Source organism: Thalassotalea sp. Y01, assembly GCF_012932945.1.
Taxonomy (GTDB): domain Bacteria; phylum Pseudomonadota; class Gammaproteobacteria; order Enterobacterales; family Alteromonadaceae; genus Thalassotalea_A.
In genome coordinates this window covers 431,997-453,399 of record NZ_JABBXG010000002.1, presented here as the reverse complement: position 1 = coordinate 453,399, position 21,403 = coordinate 431,997, and the positions used below count along the sequence as shown (strand labels likewise).

The following is a 21,403-nucleotide window of genomic DNA, read 5'->3' as shown; positions in this document are numbered from 1 at the left end:
AGTGATAGGCATTATTTGAGGTAAAAATGCTTACTCAATATTCAAAAATAGCACTTGCTGTGCTGTTAGCACCGTCACTGTCTTATGCCAGTGAAAACGACCACCATGATCACCACGAACACGATGAAAACAACATCGAAAAGATTCAGGTCACTGCATCACGCCTTGGCCGAATAGTGAATGAATCGGCAACACGTACTGAAATTATCAATAGCGAAGAAATTCAAGAAAAAGCGTTAATGAGACCGGGCAACATTTCAATGCTGGTAGCCGAAACGGGGGGCGTACGCGTGCAAACGACCTCTCCAGCACTGGGCAGCGCCAATATTAGGTTACAAAGCCTGTATGGTCGTTATACCCAGTTACTCAGTGATGGTTTACCACTGTATGGTGGTCAAACGGCATCTATTGGTTTATTGCAAATTCCGCCTACGGATCTCGCTAATGTTGAAATCATCAAAGGGGCTGCTTCGTCACTGTACGGTGGCTCTGCACTTGGCGGTGTGATTAATTTAATCTCCCGTACCCCATCAGATGAACTTGAAGGGGAAGTGTTATTTAATGCAACATCCAAACATGGTCAAGATATCACCACCTATGTTGCCTCACCTATCAACGAAACCACGCGTGCATCACTAACCGCTGGTGTGCACAACCAAGAACAACAAGACTTAGACAATGACGGCTGGCTCGATATGGCAGAATATCAGCGCGCAACGCTTCGTCCACGGTTATATTGGCAAAGCGATAGCGATGCCAATCTATATCTAACATTTGGCGCCATGCAAGAAGAGCGTGAAGGTGGTACTGAAGATGGGGCAACCGTGCCTGATGGTAATCCATTTAAACAAAGCCAAGATTCGCTCAGGCTTGATAGCGGTTTTATCTTCGAACAACCAATGGGTGATACACTCAATCTGAATGTCCGCGGCTCAGCAATGCGACAGGAGCATGATCATGTTTATGGTTTCGTAAAAGAAAATGATACTCATGAAAGCTTTTTATTAGAATCGAGTATGTCCGGTTATACTGACCAAATCGCCTGGCTTGTTGGGGTGGCTTATCAATCAGACCACTTTGATTCGCAAGATTTTTCAGAGTTTAACTACACTTATCAAGTGCCTGGGGTGTTCTCTCAAGTCGACTATGAAGCCAGTAATGACATTTCCCTTTCATTGAGTGGCCGCGTTGATTGGCACAGTGAATATAGCCGCCAATTTAGCCCGCGCATTTCTATGTTGTATAACCCCGAAAGCTGGAGTATTAGAGGCTCTTATGGCAAAGGTTTCTACGCACCTACACCGTTTATTGAAGACATTGAAGATGCCGGATTATCTCGCTTAGCACCATTTGAGGACGTTGAAGAAGAACAGGCTACTACCGCCTCTATTGATATTAGTTATGCCTTTGACAGTGTTGAAACGAGTGTGACTTTGTTTGCATCTGACATTGATAATGTCACTGAACTTGAAGTAATTAACCCTTTTGACATGACATCAGATAAACGTGTGCGCATTGTCAATGCGCCTGGACAAAGTGAAATTCGAGGCACTGAATTATTGGTTCGCTACCGTTGGCGAGATCTAAAGTTGACGGGAAGTTATTTATATACCGACGCCACAAAACAAAGTGACTCCGGCTTTGGTCGTGCACCACTTACTCTTACTCCTGAGCACTCTGCAGGTGCGGTGATTATGTGGGAACAACATGGCAGTCATTTGGTCGGCTTTGAAGCATACTACACGGGTACACAACATCTTGAGAATAACCCATATCGTGACAAGAGTGACGCATACTGGCACTTAGGCTTGCTTGGGCAAATCACCTTTGATGGCGTGAGTTACTTTTTAAACGCTGAAAATCTTCTTAACGTGCGCCAAACGAAAGAAGAGTCATTACTGCTGCCACAGCAAGCGCCTAGTGGTCGCTGGACGACAGATATTTGGTCTCGTAATGACGGCTTTACGGTCAATGCAGGCATTCGTGTTCAGTTTGGTCACTAAGGGTTATTGAATGTAAAACACAAATATTGAGGAGGCATACTCAGTACCTCCTCATATATTTTTGACAAATTGATTGGGTTCTTATAGGGCTACACGAGGCCAAATTAAAGAGGCTATGCGCCACTAAATGACATTAACTTTACTCGGTCTTTTCTTTAACTCACACAGGTCTTCAATGATACAAGCGCCACATTTAGGTTTACGAGCGGTACAAACATAACGGCCATGTAAAATAAGCCAGTGATGAACGTCGACTTTAAACTCTTTAGGCACCACTTTAAGAAGCTTGTTTTCCACTTCAACCACGTTCTTGCCCATAGCGAACTTAGTACGGTTTGATACGCGGTCGATGTGAGTGTCTACCGCGATTGTTGGCCAGCCAAAACATAAGAAAGGTAGATATATGTTTAATCGTCCAAGGCTTCTTTGTGCCAGTAGCGGAAGTTACTGCTCACCTATAAAACCTCCGCAATATTGTATGGTGTATAATTCTTTATCAAGAGAATACCCATATAACGAATAATTATCACCACCAAGTTTTCTTAAAGCGCGGTGGCGAAATATCTTACTTGATGGAATTAACTATAAAGTCCAAAACCTTGTCACCCGAAGTTGTATATGACGTATCGAATAATGGTACGGGTTTTTCTATCATTCCACGCTCCACCATCTCAGAAACTACACTAGAATCTAACAAGCCAGTTTTGCCGACTAGCAAGTTATCTATTGGTTGTTCTTTAGCAACGTTGAGCACATCTCTAAAGCCCGTCAGGTATAGGTAATCTTTAGTAAAGCCACCTCCCCGATAGACACGAGTCGTCAAGGTAAATGCGAATTCTTTATCCAAAGAAAACTCGTTCATTAGTGCGTGATAAGTTTTTACAAAGTCGCCATGTTCTAGCATGTATTGAACAGCAATAACCCTCAGAGCAATTATTTTCAGGCGTCGTATTGTTAAACTACCAGAGCAATATTCACTATAAAGCGCAATGCCCTCTTGAGTATGTGTATTGCCAGTTAAACCTAAGCTAAATACTTTTAAGGGGTGCTTTTTAGCATTGAGAGTTGTCAGCATATGAATACCAAGCTCGTGATAGGCAAAAGCATGTAGCTCGTTTTCCGTAAACTTAGCTTCTTTGTTAATAAGCAATAGTGCTTTCTCATTATTAACCATAGCTTTGGCTACAATCTTTGAAGACTTTTCAATTTTACATTTAAGTCCCCATTCTTGGGCTTGAAAGCGAAAATAATCGATAGCCTCATCAGCATTAAGGTAAACATCAGTTTCAGGCAACTCGTCATCATTTAAATGCAGAATAAAGCGAGCATTAGCAATATCGGTATGATTTGGCTCACCATAGTATTTAAGAGAGTTGTAAACAAAATCATCTGTGCCAATTGATGTTAGTAAATCGATTTTACTAGCAAGATTGTCGATAACATGTCGATATAGCTGCGCAATACCTGCATCGTAAATATCATCAACAGGTAACTTGTATAAACTCTCTCTAAACTTATAAGGGTTCAAATTTAACTGTTTGTAATTAAAACTAGGTGCTATATAGCTATTTCTTTTGAGAAAACGATTTTTTTGAGCAGGTAAATTAACAGGGTTAATAAAATTAAGCGTTTCAATGCTCTTACATAATGAATATAGTTTTTTGTCTAACTCAACCACTTCTGGGCTAATGTTTGAAGACAAAATATCAGCTTTTTGAGTACGTGTTTTGTTAGTGTAGCGACGCATGAAGAATGCCGCAGTCTCACTAATAGCATCTTTAAATCCTGCTTTAAGATCTTCAAGTACCAGAGGGTAAACCTCACCTGTGGCTTCATCCATAAAAACTTTTTTGACTTCGGTAGGGAGTACAAGCGTATTATCAAAGTGCGCATTAATATGTGAAATTAAATAGCCTCGACCGTGAAAGACTTCATCTGTTGCCGCTCTGACATCAATATTAGGTAATTCAATTTTATTTAGGTGACGTTCAAATTGATTTATCACTTTCCCCCAACGCTCAACATCAATTTGCCCTGCGCCAATATTAAAGGTAGGCGTATTCTTTTCGATGCGCTTGTAGTTATAGGAATGAATATCAAAAACAATGGCATTGCTAAACTGTTTTTCAATAACCGCAACTATTGTTTCTAATACGTTATAGAATGACTCGTGCTTTGCATGGCTAATAGCACGTTGTTTTTGCGTTAAAGGCTTTTGCCATACTTGCTTATCCCATGCTGTTTTAAAATAAGTAGAAAGCGTTTTCGCGCGGTTTAGGTCGTACTCAAATCGAGAGTCATTGCCGATTAACTGAATAGGGAAAGAAGAGATCAATTCATTGGTGTAAGGATCTTCCTCATAAAATCGCTCTTGCTTTGATAGTAAGAATGATTTGTCTAACTCTGCACGTAAACCATGGCCGTTATGAATTGCTGCACAAATTAACGGTGTATATTCATCAATTTTAACAATAAATGAACCGTTGTTGACTTCGGCATGGAAACACTCACGCTTTTTAATGAGTTGAATACACTCTTTCTCAGACAGCGTTAGCATCTTCGATGACCTTTCTAAATTCAGTTTTACGGTTCATGACAAATTCTTTGGCATGTACAACGCTTTCAACAAAGTCAACAACTTGAGACTGTAGTTTAACTCTATTTAATTTATTAATTCTCACGATGCCACCGGGGCTTAACACGTTCACTTCGATCAGCTTGCCGCCAATAACATCAATTCCCGTAAAGTAGAGCCCATCTCGCACAAGTTTTGGGCCTATGTACCTACACAGTTTCTTTTCTTGCGCAGTGAGTTTGTGTTTAACCACATTGCCACCGGCATGAATATTAGAGCGTACATCGTTAGAAGCAGGAATACGCTTCATTGCACCAATAGGTTCGCCATTTAGCATCAAAATGCGTACATCACCTTCTTCTGCACCATGCACATAGTCTTGTAAAATTACATAGTTACTACCTTTACCGTGTTCATCACCGCCTATGTAAAAATCGAGCAATGATCTAAAGCTTTGACGTGCGCTTTTCTCTAAAACGATAACACCACGCCCACCATAACCATCTAACGGCTTTAAGATCATTTTATCACTGTCAGATTCGTCAAAAATTCGTTCTAAATAATCGCGATTTTTAGATACATGCGTCGCTGGAATAAACTCACTTTCGGTATCTTGAAATGATGCGGTATATATTTTGTTGTTCGCAATACGCAACCCATCGAGGTCGTTCATGATAAATGTATCACCACGGACGGAATCTAAGAAGTTAAGCGCTAATGTATCAAGAGGTGGATTAGCCCGCATTATAACGGCATCAAATCCTGCTAAAGGAAGTTGAGCACGCTTAAAGTCAGCGGTTTTATAAAAGCTTGGAATATTGTCTGAGTACTTAGTTTTTTTAGTAAACACATCACAAAATGCACTAGCAACACTATCGCGAATCGTTAAATTATTGACCGTAGAAAGCGCCACAGTATGACCACGCTTTACACATTCATGAATCAAACGAAGCGTCGAGTCTGTCTCTGGTTCAATGCGATCCCAAGGGTACATGATAAAACAAATTTTCATTGGCCTATTCCAAGTAAATGATACTTCATCTAAGTATCGTTAATTTTGGCGGAGCATACAGAAAACTTGTTGTTTTGACTGCTAAAAAATAATTGTCGTTACGTTAAAAAATATTTATAAATAGCTCTTCCTTAAGCAGTCCAATTTTGAATGTGTATTAAGCAAAAGAAAGCTCATTACCACTAGAGTCTTTGGTTTTACCGTTGCTCATAGAAAATCCATGATGAATACGACTTTTCTCAACAACAGCAAGGTACTTTCTCCATAGATTTACTGAGTAAAGGTCACTTTCGCCATTGCTATTTATGGCCTTTATAAACTGTACTTCATCATCATTTACAGGCGATAAGCTGCCATTTAATAGTCCCTCAAAGGTCTTTCCATATATCATTAGTTCATCGGACTCTCGTTTATTGAAATGGCCACTTCGTGAAATGCCATGAGGAAATGAATTATCACCAAAAAAAGCTGATTGTCCTTTTCTAATTAAAGTTTCCATTATTTATGCTCCTTCTCTTGATAAATAAATGAAGTAAGTTCAACGTACGTATTAAAAGTTTTATAAGCCGATATGGCTAAATCATTATTAACGCACTCGAGGATAATATTTTCGATATTCGATTCGGTTTTGACTGTTTGCTGTTCAAGGCAGTACTCGTGAATAGTGGTAACAAGCTCGACTGTCGGTGTAGAAGTTTCGTCAGCTATTAGATTACTCGTTGTCAACAAGGTTAATAAAAACGCTACTTTTCTCATTAAATTGCACCTATTCATTATTTTTAATGAATTTAAGAGAAAATTTGTTCTTTGAAAAACAAATAATATTTGTCGCAACGATAACTTTTATTTACATTAGCGGAAGTAAAATAATTTAGGTACCAACGTGGATATTAGAGTTTTTAAAACATTTATAGCAGTTGCTGAGAATAAACACTTTGGCAGAGCGGCTGAAACATTATATATCACACAAGCAGCCGTAAGCGCTCGTATTAAACAACTTGAAGAATTCTATGCGACCAAGTTAATTATTCGAGAAAAAAATAACCTTAGATTAACTCCATCAGGTGATGCTTTGCTGTCTCATGCTCATCTATTGGTAAGCCAAATGGAGCAATCTAAAGTGGCACTGTCTATAGCTAACCAGCAAAAAATATCATTCAACATCGCTGCAACACCAAACGTATGGGACGCTTTTTTTAGTAACAGAATTCATGATGCAATTGAACTACTCGACAATGTTTCTTTAAGCACTGAAATATCTGTTAGAGAAGCCATTCAGCGAAAACTAGATGATCGAACCCTTGATGTCGGCATGCTAATGGATCCTATCAAAGATGATGAATTTACTAATGAATTAATCGGTCATTTTGACTTGTCATTAGTAGGTTCTCGGTCAACATTTGATAAAAATGTTGAAGATTACATTCTTGTCGATTGGGGGATAACCTTTCAAAAAGAACATGTCCTTCATCATAAAGTGACACCAAATTTGAAGACCTCTACAGCAATGATTGCACTTGAAGTCATTTTATCAAAAGGAGGCTTTGCTTATCTCCCTACGGAATTGATAACTCAGAGCCTTGAATCACAAGAGTTATTTGAGATCGAAGCACCCGTACAAATTAAAAGACCTATATTCATGGTTTACCGAAAAAGTAATGCCAACAACGAACTTATCAGCCAATTCAAGAACCTGTTAATGATAATCCAATAGTCGCTTTTAAAGTTTGCTATTCACTCTAATCAGACGTTTTATTACTCCGTCTTATCTTTATATTCACACAAGTCTTCAATAATACATGCTCCACAGCGTGGCTTTCGTGCCACGCAGGTATAACGACCATGTAAAATGAGCCAGTGATGCACATCCACTTTAAACTCAGCGGGCACAACTTTTAAAAGCTTTTGCTCCACTTCCACAACGTTTTTACCCATGGCAAATTTGGTGCGGTTTGAAACGCGGTCGATGTGGGTATCAACAGCTATAGTAGGCCAGCCAAAAGATAATGAAAGTAGATGTTACTAAATATCTGCTAAGTGCAATAGCAGCCGTTTATTTTCAAGCATTAATCATTATCAGTTAACCAATAGCTATAAATCATAGTGATGGTTACAAACTAAAAAGTAGTTAGTCAAATTCGGTTTTATCTAATATCCCTTTTTCTACCAATTGTGCGTACACTTCATCACATTTAGTTTTTAAATGCTCTCGAAGTAGTCTAACGGCTGGTGTTATTGTTTGTCTGCTTGGACAAATAAGCCAAAGCTCTGTTGGCGTAGGTTTATATTCAGGTAATAATCGAGTTATATTTTCATTGAGTAAGTCATTCGCCATATCTAAGCTAGATTTAATCGCAACTCCCTTGCCGTTAGTACACCAACGCCTAACAAGTTCAGCATCATTGGTTGTTCTATTACTTTGTAATTTCAATTTAATTTTTTCTTTATGTCGGGTAAATTCCCATGTGTCATAAATGATGTCATGTAATTGATACAGCAAACTATTATGATGTTTTAAATCGTTAGGGTGGTTAGGTATACCATTTTCGTTTAAATATTCTCGTGTTGCGCAAATTACACGGGGAACGTTGCAGATTTTGAAGCCATATAGGTTGGCATCATTATGAAAACCATAGCGCAAAGCAATATCAACAGGATCTCGGTAGAAATCAATATTACTATCGCTTATGTGAACCCTGACGCTAATTTGGGGATGGAATTGCATAAATTCATCCAACCAAGGTAAAACGCGATTACGACCTAAATCAGATGGTACTGAAATTCTAAGTTCTCCATCGATGATATCTAATTCTTCTTTAATGTTTTGCTGGGCTTGATTTAGCATTTGCAATGCTTGTTCACACTTTGGAATGTACCTTTCACCTACAACAGAAAGCCTTAAATGGCGAGTTGTACGTATAAATAGCTCAACCCCAAGCAAACGTTCAACCCGTTTTATGGCTGCACTCGCCGTTGCGGTACTCATATCCAAACTTTCTGCTGCCGAGGTGATACTTCTAAACTCAGCAACTTTTATAATTACATTTAGATCTTCTAACTGCATAATTGTCAAAAATATTTTGATAATAAATCAAATATTATAATCTTTTTATTTTCCTGTCTAACTTCTATCATTAATCCATACTAACTATCTCGCTTAATCAATTTATAGTGAAGCAGGAGAATAACAATGAAAGCCATTGGTTATAAAAAATCACTTCCTATTAACGAACCCCTATCTCTAGTCGATATTGAATTAGAACAACCTGTTGCTTCTGGGCATGATTTATTAGTGCAAGTTAAATCAATAGCAGTTAACCCTGTTGATTATAAAATTCGTCAAAATGCTGAACCTGAAAACGGTGAATATAAAATATTAGGGTGGGATGCTGTTGGTGAGGTCATAGGAATGGGCGAATTAGTCAGTCATTTTGAACTAGGAGATATGGTTTATTATGCTGGCGACTTAAATCGACAAGGAAGCAATGCAGAGTATCAATTGGTTGATGAAAGAATTGTCGGACACAAGCCAAAGTCCTTATCTAATAGTGAAGCCGCTGCGTTGCCTTTAACTGCGATCACCGCTTGGGAATTACTATTTGAGCGTTTAGCAATTAAACAACAGCAACCCAATTCAACAGAAAAATCAAACGATATTTTATTAATTGTTGGTGCGGCAGGCGGGGTTGGTTCAATTTTAGTTCAGCTCGCTAGCGTCCTAACAGGCGCAACAGTTATTGCTACAGCCTCTCGTGAAAGCTCCGTGAAATGGGTTAAAAAACTAGGTGCTGACTATATTATTGACCACACAAAGTCATTAACAGGGCAAATTGAAGCGCTAAATGTTGGTAAAGTTACTCATGTAGCTAGCCTTACGCATACAGACTCATATTTAGATAGTTATGTTGATTTATTAGTACCGATGGGAAAGATAGCCTTAATTGATGATCCAGAGGCAATAGACATTACCAAGTTAAAACCTAAAAGCTTATCACTGCATTGGGAGTTTATGTTTACTCGTTCAATGTACCAATCAACAGATATCGAAGAGCAACATATTTTATTGAATAAAGTAAGTGAATTAGTTGACCAAGGCTATATTAAAACCACTGTAGGTAAGCATTTAGGAACGATCAACGCAGAAAACTTACAAGCGGCACACAAGGAGTTGGAATCAGGGAAATCAATAGGAAAGATTGTACTAGAAGGCTTTTAAAACCACACAATAAATTACAATACACAAAGAGAGAATATCAACATGGCAAACTTAACCATAGTAGCAAATATAAAAGCAAACCCTGATAAAGTTGACTTAGTTAAAAGTGAGCTTTTAAAGCTTATCGACATTACTCGTAAAGAAGAAGGGTGTATTAATTACGATTTACACCAAGATAATGATAACCCAGCCCACTTTATGTTTTATGAAAATTGGGAAACTCGAGAATTGTGGCAAACACATATGGCTAACCAGCATTTAGCTGACTATATGGCCGCTACGGAAGGAGCTGTTGAAGAGTTTATATTAAATGAAATGACCGTGATTTCTTAATTTACGTTAACTTGAGCAGGGAGAACAATGGCTGAATAGGTTATTGGTTTCCTTGAAATTAATGCTCTAAGGTGTCTTTCCTTCCAAAGCATCGAACTGCTAATCAGTCTTATCCTTAAACTCACATAAATCTTCAATAATACAAGCGCCACAGCGTGGTTTGCGTGCGATACAGGTATAACGGCCATGTAAAATAAGCCAATGGTGAACGTCGACTTTAAATTCAGCAGGCACAACTTTTAGCAGTTTCTGCTCAACTTCAACCACGTTCTTACCCATGGCAAATTTGGTGCGGTTTGAAACGCGGTCGATGTGGGTATCAACAGCTATAGTAGGCCAGCCAAAAGCCGTGTTTAGCACAACATTGGCCGTTTTTCTGCCTACGCCAGGCAATGCCTCTAAAGCCTCGCGGCTTTCAGGTACTTCGCCACCATGTAAATCTACCAGCATCTGGCAGGTTTTCATGGTGTTTTCGGCTTTGGTGTTAAACAAACCTATGGTTTTTATGTAGTCTTTTAATTTATCTAAGCCCAAATCTAATATAGCTTGTGGTGTATTGGCAACGGGGTAAAGTTTATCGGTTGCTTTATTAACACCTACATCGGTCGCTTGTGCGGAAAGTAATACGGCAATAAGCAGCTCAAACGGGGTGCTAAAGTTAAGCTCAGTGGTCGGGTGTGGATTGTCATCACGTAATCGGGTGAGAATTTCTAATCGTTTTTCTTTATTCATTGTTATTATCGATTTAACGCCATTCTATATGTGCAATACGCAAACTCTATTAACCATCAAAGTTAACGCGTACACGCTCAATGCTGCTGCTTTCTTTTGCTGGTTCTTTTTGCTTAACACGGTTGTCGATATAGTTCTTTAAGGCTATTAAAAAGCCCATCGCGATGAAAGCTCCCGGCGGTAAAATAGCCAACAAAAATTTGCTATCAAAATGAAATATATCAATACGCAACACAGTTGCCCAATCGCCAAACAATAATTCTGCACCATCAAATAAGGTGCCTTGACCAAAGATTTCGCGTATTGCGCCAAGCACCATAAGTACCGCGGCGAATCCAAGTCCCATCATCAAACCATCAAAGCAGGCTTGTTTTAACGGGTTTTTCGATGCATACGCTTCTGCGCGACCGATGATGGCGCAGTTAGTGACGATAAGCGGTAAGAAAATACCTAATGACTGATATAAACCAAAGGTATAGGCGTTCATCAGCAATTGCACACAGGTTACGAAGGCCGCGATGATCAATACAAAGATTGGAATACGCACCTCTTTTGGCACGTAATCACGTATCAAGGAAACCGTGGCATTTGAACAAACCAAGACCAATAAGGTTGCTAGGCCTAGACCAATCGCATTGGTCAGGGTATTGGTTACCGCTAATAAAGGACATAAGCCGAGAAGTTGCACCAATCCTGGGTTGTTTTTCCAAAGCCCTTGCCAGGCCAGTTCTTGGTATTCACTACGCTGGGTCATTGATTTCTCCATGACAAGAAGGCTGTACTGACAATAATTGCTGCTTGTGTTTGGCGAAGTAGATTTGTGCGTTTTTCACCGCTTGGACGACCGCTCTTGGGGTAATGGTTGCTCCGGTGAATTGATCAAAGCTACCACCGTCTTTCTTTACTGCCCAAGTTAACGCATTGTCTTCAGTATAGAAGCGACCGTTAAAATCTAAAATCCAATCGTCTTTACGGGTCTCTATTTTATCACCAAGACCTGGTGTTTCTTTGTGCTTTAATACTCGTACGCCACTGAGGCTGCCATCGATATTAATGGCGACCAATAATTCAATGTTGCCATTGTAGCCATTTGGCGCAATGGTGGTTAGGGCGACGGTTGTTGCGCTGTCATTTACGCGGGCAACGTAGGCGGTTTGCATTTGTTCGCTGCCGAGTAAGTCGGCATCACTAATTAACTGACAATCATTATAGAGATCGTTATTGCTTTGTTCTTTAGCAATCACCTGATGTAACGTATCAAGTAATTGCTTTTGCTGTTGTCTTTCAATTCGATCTTTGGTGCCTAAGCTGACAAGCGATACCATGGCTGTACAAGCGACCGCGAAAATGGCGAGTACTTTGGCATTATTTTCTATGGCTTTTTTCATCAATGATTCTCTTACTTGCTTGCCTTGTGACCATAGGTACGTGGACGGGTGTATTGATCAATCAATGGCACCATCATGTTGGCCAGTAATACCGCAAAGGCGATGGCGTCCGGATATCCACCGAAGGCACGAATAATATAGACCATAAAGGCAATAAAGGCGGCAAATATAACGCGCCCTTTGCGCGTGGTTGACGCAGATACTGGGTCTGTAAGAATGAAAAATGCGCCTAACATGGTGCCACCACTTAAATAATGGAACATTGTTGAGGCACTGCTGTCAGGAGAGATGCTGTAGGCAATAAATGTCACCAACCATAACGTCACCAGAAAGCTTGCTGGAATAACCCAATCGATGGCTTTTCGTGCGATCAGGTATAGACCACCAATGAAAAAGCCGATATTTACCCATTCCCAACCAAGCGAGAAGTGCTCGCCAAATACTGGGCTAGTGATACTTTCTTGTACGGTTAATCCCAAGCTTAAGTCGGTTTTTAAGGTATCTAATGGCGTTGCCATGGTGATACCATCAATGTTCATACGCAGTTGTTCAACGGAAAATCCTTCCCAGGTATAGCCCGTTAAAATAACCCATAAGTGATTGAAAAAGCTGATGTCATGACTCATCAATTGTTGTACTGGCTGCCATGAGGTCATCTCAACAGGAAACGATACCAACAACATGACATAGGCGGCCATTGCCGGATTAAATATGTTGTAACCCAAGCCACCATACAATTGCTTGACCACGCAGATGGCAAAAATGCTGCCGATAACCGTTATCCACCAAGGGGCAAGCGAGGGTACCGATATACCGATAAGTAAACCGGTTAATACCGCAGAGAAGTCGCCAACTTGCGCTTTGATGTTTTTATCGCGAATGGCTAAAAACGTCACTTCAGCGAGCACAGCAACCGTGATGGCAAGGGCAATTTGAATTAAGGTGCCCGGCCCGAAGAAATAATGTTGTGCGGCAATACCGGGTATCGCAGCCATAATCACCGTGCGCATCAACCCCGGAGTATTCGACTTGATGTGGTTATGTGGAGAACTTGCTATCCAATAAGCCATGGTCAGTTACTCACCTTGTTGTTCTTTGTTTTGCTTTTTCGCCTTGGCTTTGGCGATAGCGGCAGAAATTCGGGCTTTTTTATCATCTTCAGCTGAGTTTGATTCAGCTTCAGGGTTATTTGTAGCAGTGTCTACAGCAGTGTTTTCAGTAGCGTTTGCATCCGCTGCTTGGTCACTATCTGTATCTTTAACCGAAGTCTCAGCCTGTTTTTTCGCTTTCGCCTTTGCAATAGCCGCAGCGATACGTGCTTTCTTGAGCTCCGCTTGATCGCCATCTTCTTTGGTCAGTTCATTATCGACAGACGCTTTGGCTTTATTATTGGCTGCAGCTTGTTGTTTTGACTTTGCCAACGCCTCTTCTAAGGTCAAGCTTTTAGAAGCTGAGTCCTTAGTCGATGTCGCAGCAGGTTTATCCGCAGTATTTGCAATTGCGCTTGCACTTGTATCAGCACTTGCATCGGTCGCAGGCTTCGCGGCTGTTTTTGTCGCAGGCTTAGCGGCTGTTTTGGTCGCAGGCTTCGCGGCTGTTTTGGTCGCAGGCTTAGTGGTTGTTTTACTGTCACTTTTGTCTACATCGGCTAAATCCAACTCTTGCTGAGCTGATTTTGCTGCTTTTTTAGCTTTTGCTTTTGCCACAGCACTTGCCACTCGTGCCGACTTTGCCTTGTCTGCATTGTTTGCCGTTGCCGTTGCCGTTTTAGTTGCCGATGCCTTAACCGCTGGTGCGGTTGGCGCTTTAGTTGCTGCTGGCGCAGGTTTATATTCAGCAGACGTTGATGTGCTTTGGCTCTCACTTGCGGCGGCTTTCTTATCCGCAGCGCGTTGCTTGGCTTTGGCTATCGCTCGCGCTTTTGCCGCAGCTCTAGCATCGTCGGCTTTGCTATCGGCACTTTCAGGTTTAAATGTTCCCTCAACCGCTGCCGCTTTAGCTTGTTGTTGCGCTTTTTTCTTGGCTTTTGCACGCTCAATAGCTGCCGCCGCTCTTGCTTTGGCATCCATTGGTGCTGGACCAGTACCATCTGCCGATTGTTGCTCTGCTTTTTTGGCTTTAACGCGAGCTAACGCCGCAGCAACCGCAGAATTGCTGGCACTGCTTTTGTCTTTCGTCATGTTAGCACGGCGTGCTTCCATGGCTTTCTTGTGTTTTTCTTCACGCTCAAGCTTTTCACGCTCTAAGCGAATTTTACGGGCTTCAAAACGCAGTTTTGCGCGTTCCGCTTTGCCTTCTTGCAATTTGTTTTGACGAATGGTGGCTTTTGCAACGCGATAGTAGTGCACCAAAGGAATATGACTTGGGCAGACATAAGCACATGCTCCACAGTCGATACAATCAAACAAGTTTAGCTCTTGTAACTTGTCAAAATCCTTGGCTTTGGCATACCACTGCAATTCTTGCGGTAGCAAGTTAGAAGGGCACACGTCAGCACATTGACCGCAACGCACACACTCAATCTCTTTCTCGGTAGCGGCGATTTCAATTTCACTCGGTGCCAATATACAGTTAGTGATTTTTACCGCTGGGACATTTAAATCGGCCAAGGCAAAACCCATTAACGGGCCGCCCATAATCACACGTTGTTTGGGTTGTGGCTTAAAGCCAACTTGTTGCAGTAAATGCTCGATAGGAGTACCAAGAGGAACCCATAAATTCTGTGGCTTATCAATGGCTTTACCGGTTAACGTTACCACACGGCGAATCAACGGCGTGTCGTTTAATACGGCTTCACTGATGGCAAATACGGTTGCCACATTCTGCATAATGATGCCCATGCTAACAGGCAATACACCGCTAGGTACTTCTTGATTTGTCAGGGCTTTAATAAGTTGCTTTTCACCACCGGTTGGGTACTTAGTTGGCAACACACAGACTTGCACTTTAGCATTATGTGCGGTCGCTTTTTTTAGCGCGCCGATGGCTTCGGGTTTATTGTCTTCAATGCCAATCAACACATGCTCGGGTTCAAGTAAATGATCAAGTATGTCTATACCACTGGCGATGGTCGCGGTTTGTTCGCGCATTAACAGGTCATCTGCGGTGATATACGGCTCACATTCCGCCGCATTGATGATCAAAAACTTTATGCCTGGTTTGACATTGACTTTTATATTGGTCGGAAAGCCTGCACCACCCATTCCGGCAATACCCGCTTCGGCGATTTTATCGATCAAATCTGCTTTCGATAACTGTTTAAAGTCTTTTACGATTTCTCGTTTGCGCCACTTATCTTCGCCATCAGGCTCAAGGATTATGCACAAGTCCTTCATTGCCGATGGGTGGGCTATTGTCGCAGGCTTAATCGCCACTATGGTTCCCGACGTAGGCGCATGCACTGGCACAGCCATCGGGTTGCCATTTTTACTTAATTGTTGGCCTTTTAAGACTTTATCACCAACTTTAACAATAGGCTCACCTGCTTTACCGACATGCTGCTTTAACGGCAAGATGATTTGTTTTGGTAAGGCAATGCTTTTGATCGGTTTGGTGTTTGACAAAAACTTTTGCTCTGGAGGATGAATACCACCAGCAAAGTTAAAATATTTGTGTTCTTTTATGCGTTCAAGGACAGATTCCACTACAACCTCACTAATCTATCTGAACGATATCAATCGATTCGAGATCCCACTGCCAGGTCTCTGGCGTTTGCTCGATAGGGATCATTTTAATACAGTCGACAGGGCACGGTTCGACACATAGGTCACAACCGGTACACTCATCGGCAATGATGGTATGCATTTGCTTTGCTGCACCGGTAATGGCATCGACAGGGCATGCCTGGATACATTTAGTACAGCCGATGCAATCTTCTTCGATGATAAACGCGACTTTTGGTGTTGCATCCGCTTCGTGGGCCTCATCGAGAGGAATTGCTTCGACACCCATTAAATCAGCTATCTTTTTGATGGTGTCTTCACCACCAGGCGCACATTTGTTTATCGAGTCACCATCGGCAACGGCTTTAGCGTAAGGTTTACAGCCAGGGTAACCACATTGACCACATTGTGTTTGCGGCAATAATGCATCGATTTGTTCGACCAGAGGATCGCCTTCAACTTTATATTTTACTGAGGCAAAACCAAGTAGCGCACCAAAGCCTGCGGCAAGTAAACCAAAGACAAAAACCGCCAATAAAAATTCCATTATTTCACCAACCCGGTAAAACCCATAAAGGCTAATGACATCAAACCTGCGGTGATCATGGCAATAGCGGCACCTTGAAAGGGCGCTGGTACATCGGCGCTGGCGAGTCGCTCGCGCATTGCCGAGAACATGATTAACACGATGGAAAACCCGACAGCGGCACCAAAGCCATACACGATGGACTGGAAAAAATTATGTTGTTCGTAAAGATTTAATAGAGCAACACCTAACACCGCACAGTTGGTGGTGATAAGCGGTAAGAAGATGCCCAATAGACGGTATAGATTGGCAGATGTTTTTTGCACCACCATTTCGGTAAATTGAACAACCACGGCAATAACCAATATAAAACCCATCGTGGTTAAATATTCTAAGCCAAGAGGCTGTAATAAATAGGTGCTAAATAAATAACTGAGTAACGATGCCAGAGTGAGTACAAAGGTGGTTGCCAACGACATACCGATGGCTGTTTCCGTGCGTGACGAAACCCCCATGAAAGGACATAGGCCTAGGAATTTGACTAGAACGAAGTTGTTTACCAACACGGTTCCGATCAAAAGTAAAACGTAATCAGTCATTTATGTCTATTTGTTAGAATCACTGAGGTTATTATCCTAGTTTATATGCAATTTAACAACTTGTTGTTAGTAAGGTTATTTTTAATTGCTGATTTTTTAATCTTTATAGAACTAAATTAAACTAAGACGGGTAAAATTGTTGCTTAAAAAATAACGAAAGCGCTTTAAAGCGCTTCCGGTTTACCTAAGTAATAGCCTTGACAGCCGTCAATGAATATTTCATCAAAGGTATATTTTTCTTCTTGTGTTTCAACACTTTCAGCTAATACGCGAATGCCAAGTCGGTGCGCTAAGTCAATCATCAAACGCAAGAAGTACTGGTTGTTTTTATCTAAGTGAACATCACGAGTGTAGCTACCGTCCATTTTCACATAATCTGGTGATAGTTCGCGGAAGAATTTAAATGAGGTGATACCAACACCAAAATGCTCAACACAAATACGCGCACCCACACGATGTACCATGTCGATAAAGTATTTACTGCCACGGATATTTTGCTCTAAACCAAACTCACTGATTTCAAACACCAATCGTGTTGCGATATCGTGATCTTTTAATAAGCGGCGCTCTAACCAAATAACAAAATGCTCGTCATGAATCGAGCGGGTCGACAAGTTGATACCAAAAAATTGGCTACTTATGTTTTTCTCTTTTATTTCCGCTAGGGTTTTTTCAATAACTAAGCGGTCGATTAGAATGATTTTATCAAGCTTCTCTGCCATGGCGATAAACGTTGCGGTTGGCAATGTTTCACCTTCAGAACTGGTAAAGCGCGACAGTATCTCGTGATAAATACGATTGTTACGGCTGCTTGGTTGAATGATTTGCTGTAGCAACGAAACGCTCTGGTTTTCAATAACAAAGTCAATTTCTTTGCTCCAGGTTTGATTACCATAGGTTGCGGTATCGCTATGCAATAGCTCTGGATCTTGTTGGACAAACCAAGCGTTCTTATTGCGAGTTTGTGCAACAGAGATGGCCGAGTCAGCAATCGCTAATAACTCACCCAATGGGCGTTTGGTATCTAACTTAACAATACCTGAGTAGGCGATAGAGTCGAAATCAGCCAACTGCTGGTACTCATTAAATAAGCCGGTTAGCTCGTCACAAAACTTTTCAGATGCTTTAACGGTAATGTTCGGTAAAAAGGTCGCAAAGTCAGAACCATTAAGGCGATAAAGTTTAGAGCCTTCGATGTGCTTACATTGAGCTTTTAGAATATTGGCCACTTGGCAAATATAACGGTCACCTTCTTGATAACCATGCACTTTATTAATGGTTAATAACTCAGAGCAACGGGTGATGATCAAAACACCAAACGCAGAATCGCCATATTTTTTAACGTACTCGTCATAGTTATCAACAAAACCACTGCGATTTTCTAATTCGGTTAGGGTATCAACAAACGCTGTTTGTTCGAGTTGTTGGGTTCGAATCACTTTATTTGCGACAAAGGTTTTCAACTCGACTAAGACTTTGTTTACATCAGAAAACTCAGTCGGTAAGGCCAACTTTGTTGCCGTATCTCGGTTTTCGATAGCTGTTTTAATTTCTTTGGCAATATTCTCTGAAACGTTTTGCGAGGCACGACGATATGCTCTTGCGGTCATTTTTGCGGAAATCATCGAACCGGCAAACAACACCAAAATCATGACTAAGGCAATAAATGAGGTGATTTTGTAATATACCGCATACAACTCGTCGTTATTAACTTTGTAAGAGATGTATATGCCTAAGTTGTTGTTTTTTATCTTGCTAGGCGCAATATCCATACCGACCAAAGCCAGTAGGGATGGACTGGCAGAGGAATTTTTATAACTGTATATCGGTTGATTATTAAGATCAGTTATCTTCAGCTCGTCATATTCGAACGCTAACTTCAATTGTTTAGAAAAGCCTTTTAGATCGTCACCCTGATAATGTTCAGTGATCTTATTTAAGCTGACTTTATGATCATTTTGGGCTTCTTCAACAAAACCAGTGAGGCTGTAGATACTGAAAATCACATAGATGACGGTAACCGCCAAGGTAATGATCAGATTCTTGAAAAAAATTCGTGAAAACGACGACATGAAAATGAATCCTGTTTTCCAGGGCATGTTAACTTAGCGTTTTATTTAACGAGATGGTTAACACACTCTACTTATTATTATTAGCAAATATCCCTGCCTCAATAACCTAAGACAATCGCTTAGCATCCTAATCATCTACGCAAATGTTACTAATTAAAGGCGCAATTAACGCTACTTTAATTATCCAATAGCCACCAATGATATTGAGGTCTATCTAAAATATTAAAATTGTCATGCAAAAGCAATATATTATTCACTTAGCAGCGGACAAACGCATAAACATCATTGCCGTAGCTGTAACGTTTACTAGACGACTGATTTAAATGCATTTTTTACAGTATTAACGGGGCGTTTTTAAGGCTCGCATTCATTCATAAGCTCGAATATAATGAGCATTATCGATGATAATTAATAAAGATTTATGACCAATAAACCTAATGGTACCGGGCTTGGGCGCATAATTAAGGCCGGTTATTGCTCTATCAAGGGCTTTCGTGCCGCTTGGCAACATGAGGCCGCTTTTCGTCAAGAAGCGTTGTTGTGTTTGCTACTTTTTCCTATCTCAATTGTTATCGCCAGTGATTTTCAGCAATGGTTGTGGATGTTTTTCAGTATGATTTTTGTACTGTTTGCAGAGTTGGTCAATTCTGCTTTGGAAGCTTTAGCCGACAAAGTATGTCTTGAACATGACCCTTTGATTGGTCGAGCTAAAGATATCGGTTCTGCCATTGTTTTTGTTGCTTTGGTGTTTATGAGTGTTGTATTTTTTATAACGCTATATCAATACCTTGGCGAATTATTACGGTAATTGACTGTCTAAATAACGCTTAATTGCGAATTGTTACTGGTTTGTAGTAACAGTTTTAGCGACTATTGATTACACTTATCAGTCTATCAACACTAGTTTAAAGGTTTATGACACTACTAATTATTTATTTGAGTATTGCTATTGGCGTATCGTTTTTATGTTCGATACTAGAGGCGGTACTCTTATCCATCACACCGAGCTTTATTGCTCAAAAAGAACAAGAAAAACAACGTGGTGGGGCAATGCTGGCAAAAATGAAGGACAATTTAGATCAGTCCATTTCCAGCATTTTGATTCTTAATACCTTTGCTCATACCATGGGAGCGGCTGGGGTAGGCGCACAAGCGATAAAACTATTCGGTGAAAAATGGGAAACCTTAATCGCCTTCGTTTTAACCTTAGCCATTTTGTACTTGTCTGAGATTATTCCAAAAACCATTGGTGCAACATTTTGGCGTCAATTGGCGATTCCATCGGCTTATATGATTTCTATTTTGGTTAAGCTGGTGTTTCCATTGGTGTGGTTATCTACCCGTATCACCAAGTTGTTTTCTTCAAAATCGAGCCACGGTACTACCCGTGAAGAAGTCCTGGCAATGGTAAGCTTGAGTTACAAAGATGGCAAAATGGTCAGTCAAGAAAACCAACTGATTGAAAATATTTTGACCTTGCGTGAAGCAAAAACTGAAGATATTTTAACGCCACGATCGGTAGTTCATGCATTAAATGAAGAGACTAAAGTTGTTGATGCGCTTACCACAGAGCAAACCGCTGTTTTTACCCGCATGCCGGTATACAAGGGCAGTATTGATAATATCACTGGGGTGATCATTAAAGGTCAACTCTATGAAAACGATCGTCAAGGCAAAGGTGAGTTGCAACTTAAAGCGATTTCTAAACCTATCTACCGTATTTCCGAAAATTTTCCGGTGCTTAATTTATTGGATTTGTTTATTAAACGCGGCGAACACATTTTCTTGGTCGAAGATCACTTTGGTCAAACGGCAGGTATTGTCACCCTCGAAGATGCCATAGAGACCATACTCGGTCGAGAGATCGTTGATGAAAGTGATAAAGTGGCAGATATGCAAAAGCTAGCGAAAACTAAGTATCGCGAGCGTTTACGCAAAAAGTTAAACACATTACCGGACGAATAAACCGAGTAATGTTGCATAACAAGTTTGAATAAAAGCATCGCCAAAGCGATGCTTTTTTATGTCTATATTCAGTAATTTTAAGCGTACCGGTTAAGCGTACCGGTTAAGCGGTAATTATTTCCGGAAGATATTGCCGGCAGCTGTTGTTAGTAGGTGTTGTAGAGAGGTGTTGTCAGGATATGTTGTTGGGATATGTTGTTGGGATATGTTGTCAGGATAGGTTAAAAGAGACACTGCAAAATAACCCTAAGACACAGCCTCATTACGCCCATGGCCATTGTAAGGCATTGTCAAAGTTCAAATTTTAGCGAAATCTTGAT

Annotated in this window: 18 protein-coding genes and 2 pseudogenes; 6 read left to right on the top strand and 14 right to left on the bottom strand. The window is 40.8% G+C overall.

The annotated features are described in order from the left end of the window. Window positions 1–26 precede the first annotated feature (26 nt). Window positions 27–2,003 (top strand): TonB-dependent receptor, encoded by a 1,977-nt coding sequence (locus HII16_RS04805; protein ID WP_169127940.1) that lies wholly within the window; start codon window positions 27–29, stop codon window positions 2,001–2,003. 123 nt (window positions 2,004–2,126) lie between these two features. On the opposite strand, the pseudogene HII16_RS04800 reads toward HII16_RS04805, so the two are convergent. The 4 genes and pseudogenes from HII16_RS04800 to maoP form a co-directional block, all read right to left on the bottom strand. Next, window positions 2,127–2,387 (bottom strand): annotated as a pseudogene (locus HII16_RS04800) (endonuclease III); the annotation flags it as partial. 181 nt (window positions 2,388–2,568) lie between these two features. Beyond that, window positions 2,569–4,560 carry a flavohemoglobin expression-modulating QEGLA motif protein gene (locus HII16_RS04795; protein ID WP_169127937.1) on the bottom strand — a complete coding sequence of 664 codons (1,992 nt, stop codon included), beginning with the start codon at window positions 4,558–4,560 and terminating at the stop codon, window positions 2,569–2,571. After that, entirely contained in the window at window positions 4,544–5,590 is a 1,047-nt protein-coding gene (gene gshB, locus HII16_RS04790; protein WP_169127935.1) for a glutathione synthase, read from the bottom strand. The genes HII16_RS04795 and gshB overlap by 17 nt, the downstream gene beginning before the upstream one ends. Window positions 5,591–5,747: 157 nt before the next feature. Next, the gene (gene maoP / locus HII16_RS04785; protein WP_169127933.1) at window positions 5,748–6,089 is read right to left on the bottom strand and encodes a DUF413 domain-containing protein; all 342 of its coding nucleotides are present in this window, start codon (window positions 6,087–6,089) and stop codon (window positions 5,748–5,750) included. Window positions 6,090–6,473: 384 nt separating this feature from the next. Between maoP and HII16_RS04780 the strand changes: the two genes are divergently transcribed. Further along, window positions 6,474–7,304 (top strand): LysR family transcriptional regulator, encoded by an 831-nt coding sequence (locus tag HII16_RS04780; RefSeq protein ID WP_169127931.1) that lies wholly within the window; start codon window positions 6,474–6,476, stop codon window positions 7,302–7,304. Window positions 7,305–7,345: 41 nt separating this feature from the next. Here the strand turns inward: HII16_RS04780 and HII16_RS04775 are convergent. Both HII16_RS04775 and HII16_RS04770 read right to left on the bottom strand, forming a co-directional pair. Continuing rightward, window positions 7,346–7,606: pseudogene (locus HII16_RS04775) on the bottom strand (endonuclease III); the annotation flags it as partial. 112 nt (window positions 7,607–7,718) lie between these two features. Next, complete coding sequence (locus HII16_RS04770; protein ID WP_169127930.1) at window positions 7,719–8,654, bottom strand: LysR family transcriptional regulator; 936 nt, start codon at window positions 8,652–8,654, stop codon at window positions 7,719–7,721. Between the two features lie 126 nt (window positions 8,655–8,780). Between HII16_RS04770 and HII16_RS04765 the strand changes: the two genes are divergently transcribed. Next, entirely contained in the window at window positions 8,781–9,806 is a 1,026-nt protein-coding gene (locus tag HII16_RS04765; protein WP_169127929.1) for a zinc-binding alcohol dehydrogenase family protein, read from the top strand. Between the two features lie 42 nt (window positions 9,807–9,848). Continuing rightward, on the top strand, window positions 9,849–10,139 hold the full coding sequence (locus HII16_RS04760; RefSeq protein ID WP_169127928.1) for a putative quinol monooxygenase: 291 nt from the start codon (window positions 9,849–9,851) through the stop codon (window positions 10,137–10,139). Window positions 10,140–10,238: 99 nt separating this feature from the next. On the opposite strand, the gene nth is transcribed toward HII16_RS04760, so the two are convergent. The 8 genes from nth to HII16_RS04720 all read right to left on the bottom strand — a co-directional run bounded on the left by nth (window position 10,239) and on the right by HII16_RS04720 (window position 19,118). Then, complete coding sequence (gene nth, locus HII16_RS04755) at window positions 10,239–10,871, bottom strand: endonuclease III (RefSeq protein WP_169127927.1); 633 nt, start codon at window positions 10,869–10,871, stop codon at window positions 10,239–10,241. 49 nt (window positions 10,872–10,920) lie between these two features. Further along, window positions 10,921–11,625 (bottom strand): electron transport complex subunit E, encoded by a 705-nt coding sequence (locus tag HII16_RS04750; protein WP_169127926.1) that lies wholly within the window; start codon window positions 11,623–11,625, stop codon window positions 10,921–10,923. Continuing rightward, window positions 11,612–12,259 carry an electron transport complex subunit RsxG gene (rsxG, locus tag HII16_RS04745; protein ID WP_169127925.1) on the bottom strand — a complete coding sequence of 216 codons (648 nt, stop codon included), beginning with the start codon at window positions 12,257–12,259 and terminating at the stop codon, window positions 11,612–11,614. The genes HII16_RS04750 and rsxG overlap by 14 nt, the downstream gene beginning before the upstream one ends. An 11-nt stretch (window positions 12,260–12,270) precedes the next feature. After that, a complete protein-coding gene (gene rsxD / locus HII16_RS04740; RefSeq protein WP_169127924.1) occupies window positions 12,271–13,329 on the bottom strand; it encodes an electron transport complex subunit RsxD in 1,059 nt (352 codons plus the stop codon). A 6-nt stretch (window positions 13,330–13,335) separates the two neighbouring features. Continuing rightward, the gene (gene rsxC / locus HII16_RS04735; RefSeq protein ID WP_169127923.1) at window positions 13,336–15,903 is read right to left on the bottom strand and encodes an electron transport complex subunit RsxC; all 2,568 of its coding nucleotides are present in this window, start codon (window positions 15,901–15,903) and stop codon (window positions 13,336–13,338) included. A gap of 10 nt (window positions 15,904–15,913) precedes the next feature. Continuing rightward, window positions 15,914–16,468 (bottom strand): electron transport complex subunit RsxB, encoded by a 555-nt coding sequence (gene rsxB, locus HII16_RS04730; protein WP_135439999.1) that lies wholly within the window; start codon window positions 16,466–16,468, stop codon window positions 15,914–15,916. Further along, the gene (gene rsxA, locus HII16_RS04725; protein WP_135440000.1) at window positions 16,468–17,046 is read right to left on the bottom strand and encodes an electron transport complex subunit RsxA; all 579 of its coding nucleotides are present in this window, start codon (window positions 17,044–17,046) and stop codon (window positions 16,468–16,470) included. Before rsxA ends, rsxB begins: the two co-directional genes overlap by 1 nt. Before the next feature lie 164 nt (window positions 17,047–17,210). Then, the gene (locus HII16_RS04720) at window positions 17,211–19,118 is read right to left on the bottom strand and encodes an EAL domain-containing protein (protein ID WP_169127921.1); all 1,908 of its coding nucleotides are present in this window, start codon (window positions 19,116–19,118) and stop codon (window positions 17,211–17,213) included. A 421-nt stretch (window positions 19,119–19,539) separates the two neighbouring features. On the opposite strand from HII16_RS04720, the gene HII16_RS04715 reads away from it, so the two are divergent. Beyond that, window positions 19,540–19,926, top strand: a complete 387-nt coding sequence (locus HII16_RS04715; RefSeq protein ID WP_169127919.1) for a diacylglycerol kinase — start codon at window positions 19,540–19,542, stop codon at window positions 19,924–19,926. Window positions 19,927–20,033: 107 nt separating this feature from the next. Continuing rightward, on the top strand, window positions 20,034–21,083 hold the full coding sequence (locus HII16_RS04710; RefSeq protein ID WP_169127914.1) for a CNNM domain-containing protein: 1,050 nt from the start codon (window positions 20,034–20,036) through the stop codon (window positions 21,081–21,083). Window positions 21,084–21,403: the final 320 nt, after the last annotated feature.